This window comes from Marinobacter pelagius (assembly GCF_003315345.1).
In the GTDB taxonomy this organism is placed as follows: domain Bacteria; phylum Pseudomonadota; class Gammaproteobacteria; order Pseudomonadales; family Oleiphilaceae; genus Marinobacter; species Marinobacter pelagius_A.
This window is the reverse complement of sequence record NZ_QNRO01000032.1, coordinates 16,995-28,782: the sequence shown is the minus strand read 5'-3', so window position 1 is coordinate 28,782 and position 11,788 is coordinate 16,995. Positions and strand designations below refer to the sequence as shown.

Genomic DNA, 11,788 nt, shown 5'->3' with positions numbered 1-11,788 from the left:
GAACTCAACTACGGAGTCGATCTATCAACCATCTGAGGGTGGTATCAGATTGATGGGGTGAAGGTGCCCCATCAACCATTAAATCCGTATACCCGAAGAAATCCGTGCTGAAAGTGTGTCCGGCCTGGTTACCGAGCGCAGAAAGCATTGTAGCAATTTCTTCTACTCTATTGATTTTTCAGAGTTTGAACCTGGATCGCCAAACGGCGACAAGCTCAAGCGGATTCGCGAAGTGCTGTCCAGAAAACTGTCTCTGAAGTCCCGCCGTACATCCTCAGGGTCCATCTCCGGCTTCCGGCAAATGGCCTGATCGTTACTGTCCGTTCCAACCAATCCGTAAGGAGACATTTCATGGCGAAGAAGGCCAAACCGAGCGTCGACAAGATCGTAAAGAAGGTCAACAAGGAATTCGAGAAAACCTCGTCCCAGATTGAAGGGCTCGTCAACGATGCCCTGAAGCAGTTCGACAGCCTGCAGACCCAGATCGAAGAACCGGTGCGCAAACTGCTCAAGGAAGTGAACGAGCTCCGCGAACGGGAAATGAAACGCTTCAACGAGGAATTCGAGCGCCGCCTGGCCGAATTCCACGAACTTCAGAGCAGCATTCTCGAGCGCTTGGGCGTGGCAGCCAAAGAAGCCGGCTCCGACGTCAAGCAGCTGACAGACGAAGTCAACAAGGAAGCCCAGGCCGCTGCCAAAAAGGCCGCGCCCAAGAAGACGACTTCGAAAAAGAGTACTGCCAAGGCGAAATCCCCGACCGCTGCCAAGAAATCCCCGGCCAGGTCTTCCGCCAAAAAGGCTGCCAAGCCGGTAGATAAGAGCGATCTGACTCTGGTCAAGGGTATTGGCCCGGCAACTGCCAAAAAGATGAAGGACGCGGGTATCACCTCCATCGACCAGATCGCCAACCCGTCTGCGGCTGACAGCGAGAAACTGAAAGCCTTCAAAAGTCTCAAGGGATTTGACCAACTGACCGCCGAAGCCAAGAAAGTTATCTGATGCAAACGCCTGACCAGCCTGTTTTACGGGACATTGTCCTGGTTGGCGGCGGGCACAGCCACGTCGGGGTCCTCAAGCGGTTCGCCATGAACCCGGTCCCCGGTGTGCGCCTGACCCTCATCTGCCGCGACACCCACACCCCCTACTCCGGAATGCTGCCTGGCTATGTGGCCGGCCATTACAGCTATGACGACGTCCATATCGACCTGAGCCGGCTTGCGGAATACGCCGGAGCACGGTTCTACCGGGACGAGGTCATCGGTATCGACCGGACCAACAAGCGCATTCTGTGCCGGAACAGGCCGAACGTGCCCTACGACATTCTCTCCGTCAATATCGGGTCCTCGCCCCGGGTGGGCGAAGTTGAGGGTGCAGAGGAACATGCGGTGCCGGTGAAGCCCATTAACGGCTTCAACCAGCGCTGGCTGTCGCTGCTGTCCCGCATTGAGAACCACGAGGGCCCGATGTCCGTCGCGGTGGTCGGTGCCGGTGCGGGTGGCGTAGAGCTGACCCTCGCCATGCAGTTCCGGCTCCGGAACGAGCTCTCACAGCGTGGCAAGGATCCGGATCAGCTGCATTTCCATCTGTTCGATGCCGCCAACCAGATTCTACCCACTCACAATGAGAACGTTCGTTCGGTCTTCGAGCGCAAACTGTCGGAGCGGGGTGTGAAGGTGCATCTCGGTTCCCCGGTTTCCCGGGTCGAATCCGGCCTGCTGACCTCGGAGTCGGGCGAAACGCTGCAAGTGGATGAAGTGCTCTGGGTTACCCGGGCCGGTGGACCGGCCTGGCTGGAAGAAACCGGGCTGGCCCTGGACGAGGGCCGCTTCATCCGGGTACGGGACACCCTGCAAAGCGAGAACGACGACAGCATTTTTGCTGCCGGCGATATCGCCAATGTCATCAATCATCCCCGGGAAAAGGCCGGCGTGTTCGCCGTGCGCCAGGGACCGCCTCTGGCCGACAACCTAAAACGTCTGGCCACCGGCAAAGACACACGCAACTTCTATCCCCAGAAAAAATGGCTGGCGCTGATCAGCACCGGCGACAAGTACGCGGTTGCCTCTCGTGGTGATGTGGAGTTCCACGGCCGCCTGGTCTGGCGCTGGAAAGACTGGATTGATCAGCGGTTCATGCGCAAGTTCAGTGATCTTCCTGCCATGGAAGAGTCCACCAAATTGCCGGATACCGCAGCGGCCCAGAGCGCCGAGGAGGCCTCCCAGGCCATCTCCGCCGTGGCCATGCGTTGTGGTGGTTGTGGCGCCAAGGTAGGCAGCACGGTTCTCTCCCGCGCCCTGAATGAGCTCAAACCCATTGAACGGGATGACATCATCATCGGCCTGCACGCTCCGGATGATGCCGCCGTTTTGCGGGTACCACCGGGCAAAGCCGTAGTCCATACCGTCGACTTCTTCCGGGCGTTTATCGACGATCCCTACGTTTTCGGCAAGGTTGCCGCCAATCACAGCCTGGGCGACGTATTCGCCATGGGGGCGGAAGCTCAGAGTGCGACCGCCGTGGCAACGGTGCCCTACGGTATCGAATCCAAGGTGGAGGACGTTGTTTACCAGATGATGTCCGGCGCCGTGGAAGTTCTGAACGAGGCCGGCTGCGCCCTGGTGGGCGGTCACACCGGCGAAGGCAAGGAGCTGGCGCTGGGCTTCGCGGTGAATGGCCTGATCGATCCGGAAGAAGTGATGAGCAAGGGCGGCCTGCGGGCCGGAGATGTGCTGATCCTGACCAAGCCCATCGGCACCGGCACCCTGTTCGCAGCCCACGCCCGACTTGCCGCCAAGGGGCGCTGGATCGATTCGGCCCTTGCGTCCATGATCCAGTCCAACAAGCTGGGGGCCGATTGCCTACGGCGCTATGGCTCCAGGGCCTGCACGGATGTCACCGGTTTTGGCTTGCTGGGCCACCTGGTGGAAATGACCCGCCCCTCCGGCGTGGATGCGGAACTCAACCTTTCCGCCATTCCGGTGTTGCCGGGTGCAGAAGAGACCGCTGCTGCAGGCATCCTGAGCTCCCTGCAACCGGCAAACATCCGCTTGCGTCGGGGTATCCGGGACCAGGAGAAGTGGGTGAATCACCCCCGCTATCCGTTGATCTTCGACCCCCAGACCGCCGGCGGTCTGCTCGCCAGTGTTGCCGCAGACGAGGCGGAAGCCTGTGTTCGGGAGCTGAAAGCGCTTGGTTATCCACACACCGCGATTATCGGCCGGGTTCTGCCCCAGGACGAATCAGGCCCCATCGAACCGATCAGTCTGAAGGATTAACCCGCACCAACTCGCTCGGAACAGCGTTGGCAGGCAAGGGCCAGCGCCTGTTCCAGGCTCGCCTGCTCTCTTTCGGGGGTAAAACGGGCGGCAAGCCTTGCCATCCGGAATTGAAGATCCTGCAGGAATTCCGGTTCGTTTTCCGCTTTGCGAAGCAGATTGGCCAGTGCCTGCTCGTCACCGGCCGGAAAATAGCCCGGATAATCGTCGCCCAGCAGACCCCGGTTGCCGGGAATATCGCTGGCGAGTATCGGAACACCGGCACGGCAGGCCTCGGAAACCACATTCGCACCGCCTTCCATCACCGAACTGATAACCATCACCCGGCTGCCGGTCAGCAATTCCCGGGTACCCTGTTCGTCCAGTTGCCCGAGCCACCGGAAACGTGGATTTTCGGCGGCTTCCTGCTCGGCCAGTCGCTGCCATTCCGCGTTATGAGCCTTGCCCGCTGCAACCACCCGGATTCGGGATTCGTCAGGCAGCAGCCGCGCGGCCCGGGCGGCCCGCAGGGAATCCTTCTCTTCCCGCAGATGGCCGATAACACAGACCCGGAAATGATCGCTCGAGTGCTGCGGCGCTGGAGGCGGCGCGATGGCGGACTGGTAGAGGGTGACGAGCCTGTCCCGAAAACGGGCGGGAATATCGTCTGCCAGCCGATCATGCAGGCCAATGAGGGCATCGGCCGCGTCCATGGTGGCGAGGGTTGGCTCGGGAAACTCGATCTGGTGGCGATAGATATCGGTGCCGGTCAGCACCACGATCAATGGAATGGCGGGCCAGAGCTCCCTGAATCGGCTTACCGCATCGCGGCTGCGCCATGCATGCAACGCAATGAAAAGGTCACAGGATTCACCCCGATAGTCCGTGACGACCTCCACCCGGTGGCCGGCATTCTCAAGCAATCTTTGCCAGCGTTCCGCCGTGGCGCGATTGCCCGCCCGGGAGCCGGGAGCGGCAGGAGTAATCATTATTATTTTCATCGGTCGCAATCGCTGGTAATCACCTGAAAGAAAGAATTTTTTGGCTGAGCCGATAAAGCATGCCAATCGTATAGCTGTTCAGAGTTCAGGTAAATCAAGGTATCCTGACTCCTTCCGAAACCAACCGAAACAGGGATTTCAAATGGCTTTGAATCTGATACGGAAATTTGTGGCTTCCAGCCTTCTTTTCATGACTGCAGCCTCAGCGAGCGCGGAGACGTTTGTGTTCACGGCAATTCCCGATGAGGACGAAACCAAGTTGGTAGAGCGCTTTCGCGGCGTGGCTGACTACCTCTCCGAGCAGCTGGACGTGGATGTCCGCTACATCCCGGTAAAATCCTATGCAGCGGCGGTCTCCGCATTCCGTAATAATCAGGTTCAACTGGCCTGGTTCGGTGGGCTTTCCGGCGTTCAGGCCCGTCGCCTGGTGCCCGGTTCCGAGGCCATTGCCCAAGGCGTGGAAGACGAGGCGTTCCAGACCTACTTCATTGCCAACACCAGTACCGGAATCGAGCCGGCCCAGGAGTTCGCCGAGCTGGAAGACCAGCTCCGGGGCAAGACCTTCACCTTTGGTTCCAAAGGCTCAACCTCAGGCCGTCTGATGCCGGAATTCCATATCCGTGAGACCTTCAACGAGGCACCGGAAGACTTTTTCGCCCGGGTCGGCTTCAGCGGCAACCACACCCGCACCCTGCGACTGGTCGAGGCCGGCACCTATGAAGTCGGCGCCCTGAACTTCCAGGTCTGGGAGAAGGAGCTCGAGAACGGAAACATCGATACCAACGCCGTCCAGGTGATCTGGGAAACGCCTGCCTATCCCGACTACCAGTGGACTATCCGCGGTGACGTGAATGAGCGGTTCGGCGATGGCTTCAAGGCCAGGGTGAAAGAAGCCCTTTTGGCACTGGATGACAAGGAACTCCTGGAAAGCTTCCCCCGCTCCGGCTTCATCCCTGCTTCCAACGACGACTATGAGCCCATTCGCAAGACTGCCGAAGAGATTGGAATCCTTGATTGATGTCCGGATTTGATCTCTCGGGCCTCAAGGCCTCATTCGGGGGAGAGCGCGTCCTCGGGCCGCTCTCCCTTCGTGTCCGGGAAGGGGAAAAGGTTGCCCTTGTCGGTAAGAGCGGCGCGGGCAAATCCACGCTGATCCGCCTGATCCACGAGCAGGTGGGCCGCAATTCTTCACTGGTTCCCCAGGATCTCGGTCTGGTCAACGCTCTGCCCGTATTCCATAACGTGTTCATGGGGCAACTGGACAAGCATTCCACCTGGTACAACACCCTGACCCTGATCCGGCCCTTCGCCGCCGACCGGGCTGCCGTGAAGGACCTGATGAACAAGCTGGGCCTGGCCGAAAAACTCTGGATTCCCACGGCGTCCCTTTCCGGCGGGCAGCGCCAACGGGTTGCCATCGCCCGGGCAATCTACCGGAATGAAAACCTGCTGCTGGCGGATGAACCGGTCTCGGCACTGGACGGTCCCAGGGCCCATCAGGTGATGGCACTGCTTCGGGATCGGTTTGCCACCAGCGTCATTGCCCTGCACGATGTAGAACTGGCACTGCAGTACTGCAACCGGATTGTCGGCATCCAGGATGGCCTGGTGGAGCTGGACGAACCCAGCGACCGCCTCTCGTCATCCGACATCATGTCCCTGTACTGAGGTTATCGGCGGATCCATGCATTCCTATCCCACGGTCAGAGCCAGCCTGATTTTTGTTGCCGTCGCGGTCGTAGGGCTGTTGTTTGCGGATATAGCCATAACCGCCTCCAATCCCTGGCGGGACCTGGGCAACTTTTTCCTGGGTGTAGTCACGCCGAACTTCTTCAGCTCCGAGGGGCTATTAACCGCCCTGTTGCGCACCGTGGCCTTTGCATTCGTGGGTGTGGCGCTGGGCAGTTTCTTTGGCTTCCTGCTGGCACTGGTGTATCGGCTCCTCCCGGTACGGATCTTCTGTGCGTTTATCCGGGCGATCCATGAGCTGTTCTGGGCCCTGATCTTCCTGCAGTTCTTCGGCTTTCACCCGCTGACCGGGGTGCTCGCCATTGCCATTCCCTATTCGGGGATCTTTGCCAAGGTCTACTCGGAAATCCTGGAAGAAGCCGACCCCGAGCCAAGACGTCTGTTGCCGCCGGGTACCGGCATGGTTGCTGCGTTCCTGTATACCCGTATACCGGATTGCTGGGAGCAGTTAAGAACCTACACCGCGTATCGGCTGGAATGCGGCCTGCGCTCCAGTGCCATCCTCGGTTTCGTCGGCCTGCCCACGCTTGGTTTTTACCTTGAGGCTTCTTTTTCCCAGGGATTTTATTCCGATGCCGGGGCCATGCTGATCCTGTTTTACGTACTGATCGCCACCATTCCCCTGTGGGTCCGCCCGAAACTGCTGCCGGTCTACATCCTGGCAGCGCCTTTCTTCCTCGGTGAAGGCCTGCCCATTGTCTGGGGGAATGTGGAACGCTTTTTCACCGAGGACATCATTCCCGCGCCTCTGCGAAGTGGTGAAGGTTTGGCCGGGATGGTGCCCTGGCTTGGTGACCTGATGGTGAACGAGGCGCTACCCGGGATCTGGAACACGGTTCTACTGACACAGATCGCGCTGGTTGCCACTGGCATCCTGGCGTTGCTCGCTTTCCCGCTGATCTCCAATCATTTCGGAGGCCCGGTGCGCCGGACCAGTGGCCACGTATTCCTGGTCATCGCCCGTTCAACCCCGGAATACATCCTGGCCTACATCCTGCTCCAACTCTGGGGGCCCTCCATGCTCCCAGCCGTGGTCGCCCTGGCCCTGCATAACGGTGGCATCATCGGGCACCTGATCGGCCGTCAGACCAACACCCTGCGGCTTCGGCCCGATGCACCCACCGGTTTCAACCGCTACACCTGGGAGCTGGTTCCGCGGGTCTACCGATCGTTCCTGGCCTTCCTGTTCTACCGCTGGGAGATCATCATGCGGGAAACCGCCATCCTGGGGATCCTGGGTATTTACACTCTCGGCTTCTATGTCGACAGTGCCATCCAGAACATCCGCTTTGACCGCGCCATGGTACTCATCCTGATTACGGCGCTGCTCAACATTGGCGTTGATGCCCTGGGCCGTTATATCCGCCGCAAGCTCGCCCTGCAGACCATGCCCACCTGCTGACGCCGCCTGAGACCGGCGTCACAAGTTGGCAAATCTTTGCCCGAACCGCGATAAATTGCTGAACCGTTAGCAGCTTTCTTTCGTTACAGATTGTTACAATCTGTTTCGTTCAGGGAGATTATCAAGGTGGTCGAGGATATGTCGTATTGGCTGGTGCCGTTCACACAGGCGGGCTTGTTTGCACTTTTGCTCTTGCTCGGGGTTCAGATGTTCCGGCTGTCACGGGCGGGCGCGCTGATCGAGGGCATTGGCGATGAGCCAATCCGGACTTCCGGCAACAATCGGGAGCAGGCCGGAAAGACTTCAAACAGCCGGTACCGCACGGAACTTTTCACGCAGCTTCATATCCTGGCCGCACTGCAGGAACGGGAATGCCGGAACCAGGGATTCGACCGGCCGGAAATGGCTACGATCCTCGGCTCCTGCACCACCGCGTGGCTCTACGGGGCGGGTTGTGCCCTGTGCGACGAATCCGATCGCCACTCCAAAACCCTCGCCGGCCTGGTTGCGCACATTGTCAGCCGGAAAACCGGCATCGACCGGGTAGAGGCGCTTTCGGTCATCGAGGAACTGACGGCCAGCGGTGTCCATCTTGCCTGCTTCCGCGGCGGCCTGGACGGCGCCAGACACTGGCGGGAACACAACCATGTGCCCGGCCAATCCGGTCTTTGTGAGCTGGTGGCCGGCCACACGTTTATCTAGGGAAACTAACGGGCCCAGAACGTGAGTTTCATCGGGTTACCACCCACCGGCTCTTCCGCGCTCTGAAGATCAATCCGCCATTCCATTTCCGAGCCGGTGGTACAGAACGGTGCGGTGAACCGGGCAGTCCAGATGTCACCTTCCTGGTGCTTGAGGGGAATCGGGTACTCGCCCATATACATGGACTCACCCCGCAATACCGCGAGAAAACGGTCTGGAGCTTCAGGCGTATTCACGGTGAGCTGGAACTCCGTGCCCTGGTCCCCTTGGCCGAGCGGCTTCAATTCAACCAGCCAGCTGCCCTCTTCCCCTTCCCACTGGCAATCCCGCTCCAGCAGGTCGCACCGGGGCTGATCAGCGCCTGACACTTCGCCCCGCTCGGGAGAACTCAGGAAACGGGGGCCAAACACCAGTAACGCCACCAGCCCGATAATCAAACCTGTAACCGCAATCGCCCGTATCATTACCCACCTCTTTTTGCCAAAGGCGCATTATGGGTATTTCCCCTGCCAAGGCAAAGGTTTCTAAACAGGCGGCAGTCGTGAGAAAATACCGCGCTTCCTAACTTATTCAGACACAGGACACGCCCGTGCAACCGGATATTTCCGTCAGGCACCTGAACAAAACCTATGGTGATGGCTTCCAGGCGCTGAAAGACATCAACCTGGAGATCGAACGCGGCGAGATCTTCGCCCTGCTCGGCCCCAACGGCGCCGGCAAGACCACCCTGATCAGCATCATCTGCGGCATCGTCAACCTGTCCAGCGGTGAGGTAAAGGCCGCTGGCTACGACATCGTCAAGGATTACCGCAAAGCCCGGGAAACCATCGGCCTCGTGCCCCAGGAACTGAACACCGATTCCTTCGAGACCGTCTGGGATGCGGTTTCCTTCAGCCGCGGGCTGTTCGGCAAGGCACCGAACCCGGACCACATCGAGAAAACCCTCAAGGCACTGTCACTCTGGGACAAGCGCAACAACCGGATCATGTCCCTCTCCGGCGGCATGAAGCGGCGCGTGATGATCGCCAAGGCACTCTCCCACGAACCCCAGATCCTGTTCCTGGACGAGCCAACGGCCGGCGTGGATGTGGAACTGCGGCGGGACATGTGGGAAATGGTGCGCAAACTCCGGGAAAGCGGCGTCACTATCATCCTGACCACCCACTACATCGAAGAAGCCGAGGAAATGGCGGACCGCATCGGGGTGATCCGGCAGGGGGAAATCATCCTGGTGGAAGACAAGGCTCAGCTGATGACCAAGCTCGGCAAGAAAGAGCTCCGCCTCCAGCTCCAGCAGAAGCTCGAGCAGGTACCCGGTGAGCTGACCCTGGAACCGGTGGAACTGGCCAACGACGGCTGGGAACTGATCTTCACCTTCGATTCCCAGCAGGAGCAGGCCGGCGTAGCGCGGCTGTTGCGCACCCTGGGCGACCTCGGCATCGAGTACCGGGATCTGCAAACCCGGGAAAGCTCCCTGGAAGAGATTTTTGTCGGGCTCGTTCACGAGTAGCCCGACCTGACGGAGAATTGAATGAACCTCTACGGTATCCGCGCAATCTACAAGTTCGAAATGGCCCGGATGAAGCGCACAGTGATGCAGAGCGTACTGTCACCGGTGATTTCCACCTGCCTGTACTTCGTGGTGTTCGGCTCGGCCATCGGCTCACGCATGGGTGATATCGACAACATCAGTTACGGCGCCTACATCATTCCGGGCCTCGTGATGCTGTCGCTGCTGATGCAAAGCATCTCCAACGCCTCCTTCGGCATCTACATGCCCAAATTCTCCGGCACCATCTACGAAGTGCTCTCGGCGCCGGTCTCCTACGTGGAGGTGGTCATCGGTTATGTCGGTGCGGCCGCAACCAAGTCGGTGATCCTTGGCCTGATCATCCTGGCCACCGCCAAACTGTTCGTGGACTACACCGTGCTGCACCCGTTCTGGATGCTGTCGTTCCTGGTGCTCACCTCAATAACCTTCAGCCTGTTCGGTTTCATCATCGGCATCTGGGCGGACGGCTTCGAGAAACTGCAGATCGTGCCCATGATGATCGTTACGCCCCTGGTCTTCCTCGGCGGCACCTTCTACTCCATCGACATGCTGCCGGAGATCTGGCAGACCATCAGCCTGTTCAACCCGGTGGTGTACCTGATCAGCGGATTCCGCTGGGCGTTCTACGGGGTGTCTGATGTGCATGTGGGTATCAGCGTGGGCATGACCATGGTGTTCCTGGCCCTGTGCATGACCGCCGTCTGGTGGATCTTCAAGACCGGCTACCGGCTGCGTTCCTGATGACCGTTTTTCGATGGGCCAGCCTAGCGCTGGCGTTTGCTCTGGTCGCCGGATGCGGGGTTAGTGCCACCCCGGCCCAGACGGATCTGCCCGTCACCAATGCGTGCTTTCTGACCGATTCGAACTCTGTACCGGTGGTCCTGGAAGTAGCCAGCACGTCGGAACAGAGACAGGTAGGACTCATGGGGAGGACAGAGCTTCCGGCAAACCACGGCATGCTGTTCCAGTATGAAGAAGCAAGGGAACCAGAGAACGGTTTCTGGATGTACCGCACCCTGATTCCGCTGGATATCGCCTTTCTGGACCGGGAAGGCACCATTCGCAACATCCGCGCCATGGTGCCCTGCTCCGCCTCACAGGGGACTAACTGCCCCATCTACCCGGCAGGCATCCCATATTGGTCCGCCGTGGAGATGAACGCCGGTTTCTATCTCGCCAACGGCATCGACATGGGTGACCGGCTGGTCCTCAATGGGGACAAGTGCCCGACGGAAGATTAACTATCCTTCCACTCCGGCTTGCGCTTGTCCAGAAACGCACAGATACCTTCCTGGGCGTCGTTGGCCTGCATATTCTCCGCCATCACCGTTGAGGTGTACTCGTAGGCCTCTGCCAGTGGCATCTCCAGCTGCTGGTAAAATGCGCTCTTGCCGATTTTCAGGGTGTGGCCGGATTTCTCCGCAATGGTGCGCGCCATCTGATAGACGGTTTCATCCAGAACCTGCTCGTCCACCACGCGATTAACCAGCCCCATCTGCTCCGCCTTCGGCGCACTGACCAGCTCCCCGGTCAGCAGCATCTCCATCGCATGCTTGCGGGAGACATTCCGTGACAGTGCCACCATCGGAGTGGAACAGAACAACCCGATATTCACCCCCGGCGTGGCAAAACGTGCCGTATCGGCAGCAACTGCCAGGTCACAGGACGCCACCAGCTGGCACCCGGCCGCCGTCGCCACCCCTGCTACCCGGGCAATCACCGGCTTGGGCAGGTTCACGATCTGCTGCATTACCTTGCTGCACAGGTTGAACAGACCGAGCTGGAAGTCATGACTGTCGAACTGGTCCCGGATTTCCTTCAGATCGTGTCCGGCACAGAACACATTACCGCGCGCCGCCAGAACCACGACCCGCGTCTCCGCATCATCCGCTACCCGCTCAAGCTCCTCCGACAGGGCCTCCAGCATGGCCACGGAAAGGCTGTTACGGCGCTCCGGCTGATTCAGCGTGAGCGTGGTGATACCGTTTTCCGAATAATGCGTTACCAACGCATCGCTAACCTCGGTCATGACATTAACCTCCTGAACGTGTTGTCATTCTTTTGATTCAGTATCAGCCAGCAATGGCGCTCTGTCGAAGGGACTTTGGTCGGACTCATTCGGGGATAG

At 59.4% G+C, this 11,788-nt stretch carries 12 protein-coding genes; 9 read left to right on the top strand and 3 right to left on the bottom strand.

The window, feature by feature from the left end:
- Positions 1 to 351 precede the first annotated feature (351 nt).
- Complete coding sequence (locus DET50_RS18520; protein WP_113864195.1) at positions 352 to 999, top strand: helix-hairpin-helix domain-containing protein; 648 nt, start codon at positions 352 to 354, stop codon at positions 997 to 999.
- Positions 999 to 3,275 carry a selenide, water dikinase SelD gene (gene selD / locus DET50_RS18515; RefSeq protein ID WP_113864194.1) on the top strand — a complete coding sequence of 759 codons (2,277 nt, stop codon included), beginning with the start codon at positions 999 to 1,001 and terminating at the stop codon, positions 3,273 to 3,275. The genes DET50_RS18520 and selD overlap by 1 nt, the downstream gene beginning before the upstream one ends.
- Here selD and senB read toward each other — a convergent pair.
- Positions 3,272 to 4,243: a selenoneine biosynthesis selenosugar synthase SenB gene (gene senB / locus DET50_RS18510; protein WP_258546172.1), complete on the bottom strand. Its 972-nt coding sequence runs from the start codon at positions 4,241 to 4,243 to the stop codon at positions 3,272 to 3,274. The genes selD and senB overlap by 4 nt on opposite strands.
- A 154-nt stretch (positions 4,244 to 4,397) precedes the next feature.
- Here senB and DET50_RS18505 point away from each other — a divergent pair, with 154 nt between their 5' ends.
- The 4 genes from DET50_RS18505 (at position 4,398) to DET50_RS18490 (ending at position 8,108) form a co-directional block, all read left to right on the top strand.
- Positions 4,398 to 5,273 (top strand): putative selenate ABC transporter substrate-binding protein, encoded by an 876-nt coding sequence (locus DET50_RS18505; protein ID WP_113864192.1) that lies wholly within the window; start codon positions 4,398 to 4,400, stop codon positions 5,271 to 5,273.
- Positions 5,273 to 5,923, top strand: a complete 651-nt coding sequence (locus tag DET50_RS18500; RefSeq protein WP_113864191.1) for an ATP-binding cassette domain-containing protein — start codon at positions 5,273 to 5,275, stop codon at positions 5,921 to 5,923. Before DET50_RS18505 ends, DET50_RS18500 begins: the two co-directional genes overlap by 1 nt.
- Positions 5,924 to 5,939: 16 nt before the next feature.
- Entirely contained in the window at positions 5,940 to 7,406 is a 1,467-nt protein-coding gene (locus DET50_RS18495) for a PhnE/PtxC family ABC transporter permease (protein WP_113864190.1), read from the top strand.
- A gap of 138 nt (positions 7,407 to 7,544) precedes the next feature.
- Entirely contained in the window at positions 7,545 to 8,108 is a 564-nt protein-coding gene (locus DET50_RS18490; RefSeq protein WP_113864189.1) for a hypothetical protein, read from the top strand.
- Between the two features lie 5 nt (positions 8,109 to 8,113).
- Here the strand turns inward: DET50_RS18490 and DET50_RS18485 are convergent, their stop codons facing one another.
- Positions 8,114 to 8,572: a hypothetical protein gene (locus tag DET50_RS18485; RefSeq protein ID WP_113864188.1), complete on the bottom strand. Its 459-nt coding sequence runs from the start codon at positions 8,570 to 8,572 to the stop codon at positions 8,114 to 8,116.
- A 125-nt stretch (positions 8,573 to 8,697) separates the two neighbouring features.
- Here DET50_RS18485 and DET50_RS18480 point away from each other — a divergent pair, with 125 nt between their 5' ends.
- The 3 genes from DET50_RS18480 to DET50_RS18470 are packed head-to-tail and all read left to right on the top strand — an operon-like array spanning position 8,698 to position 10,901.
- Positions 8,698 to 9,618 carry an ABC transporter ATP-binding protein gene (locus tag DET50_RS18480; RefSeq protein ID WP_113864187.1) on the top strand — a complete coding sequence of 307 codons (921 nt, stop codon included), beginning with the start codon at positions 8,698 to 8,700 and terminating at the stop codon, positions 9,616 to 9,618.
- A gap of 21 nt (positions 9,619 to 9,639) precedes the next feature.
- Positions 9,640 to 10,401 (top strand): ABC transporter permease, encoded by a 762-nt coding sequence (locus DET50_RS18475; protein ID WP_092006046.1) that lies wholly within the window; start codon positions 9,640 to 9,642, stop codon positions 10,399 to 10,401.
- Positions 10,401 to 10,901, top strand: a complete 501-nt coding sequence (locus tag DET50_RS18470; protein WP_181800021.1) for a DUF192 domain-containing protein — start codon at positions 10,401 to 10,403, stop codon at positions 10,899 to 10,901. The genes DET50_RS18475 and DET50_RS18470 overlap by 1 nt, the downstream gene beginning before the upstream one ends.
- On the opposite strand, the gene DET50_RS18465 is transcribed toward DET50_RS18470, so the two are convergent.
- Complete coding sequence (locus tag DET50_RS18465; RefSeq protein ID WP_113864186.1) at positions 10,898 to 11,689, bottom strand: enoyl-CoA hydratase; 792 nt, start codon at positions 11,687 to 11,689, stop codon at positions 10,898 to 10,900. The two genes, DET50_RS18470 and DET50_RS18465, sit on opposite strands and share 4 nt — an antisense overlap.
- Between the last annotated feature and the right edge of the window lie 99 nt (positions 11,690 to 11,788).

What these genes read in the sequence shown, in the direction of transcription:
- DET50_RS18465 (WP_113864186.1), bottom strand. Translation starts at nt 11,689, where the DNA reads ATGACCGAGGTTAGCGATGCGTTGGTAACGCATTATTCGGAAAACGGT.
- senB (WP_258546172.1), bottom strand. Translation starts at nt 4,243, where the DNA reads ATGATTACTCCTGCCGCTCCCGGCTCCCGGGCGGGCAATCGCGCCACG.
- DET50_RS18500 (WP_113864191.1), top strand. Translation starts at nt 5,273, where the DNA reads ATGTCCGGATTTGATCTCTCGGGCCTCAAGGCCTCATTCGGGGGAGAG.
- DET50_RS18485 (WP_113864188.1), bottom strand. Translation starts at nt 8,572, where the DNA reads ATGATACGGGCGATTGCGGTTACAGGTTTGATTATCGGGCTGGTGGCG.
- selD (WP_113864194.1), top strand. Translation starts at nt 999, where the DNA reads ATGCAAACGCCTGACCAGCCTGTTTTACGGGACATTGTCCTGGTTGGC.
- DET50_RS18520 (WP_113864195.1), top strand. Translation starts at nt 352, where the DNA reads ATGGCGAAGAAGGCCAAACCGAGCGTCGACAAGATCGTAAAGAAGGTC.
- DET50_RS18490 (WP_113864189.1), top strand. Translation starts at nt 7,545, where the DNA reads ATGTCGTATTGGCTGGTGCCGTTCACACAGGCGGGCTTGTTTGCACTT.
- DET50_RS18495 (WP_113864190.1), top strand. Translation starts at nt 5,940, where the DNA reads ATGCATTCCTATCCCACGGTCAGAGCCAGCCTGATTTTTGTTGCCGTC.
- DET50_RS18470 (WP_181800021.1), top strand. Translation starts at nt 10,401, where the DNA reads ATGACCGTTTTTCGATGGGCCAGCCTAGCGCTGGCGTTTGCTCTGGTC.
- DET50_RS18505 (WP_113864192.1), top strand. Translation starts at nt 4,398, where the DNA reads ATGGCTTTGAATCTGATACGGAAATTTGTGGCTTCCAGCCTTCTTTTC.
- DET50_RS18475 (WP_092006046.1), top strand. Translation starts at nt 9,640, where the DNA reads ATGAACCTCTACGGTATCCGCGCAATCTACAAGTTCGAAATGGCCCGG.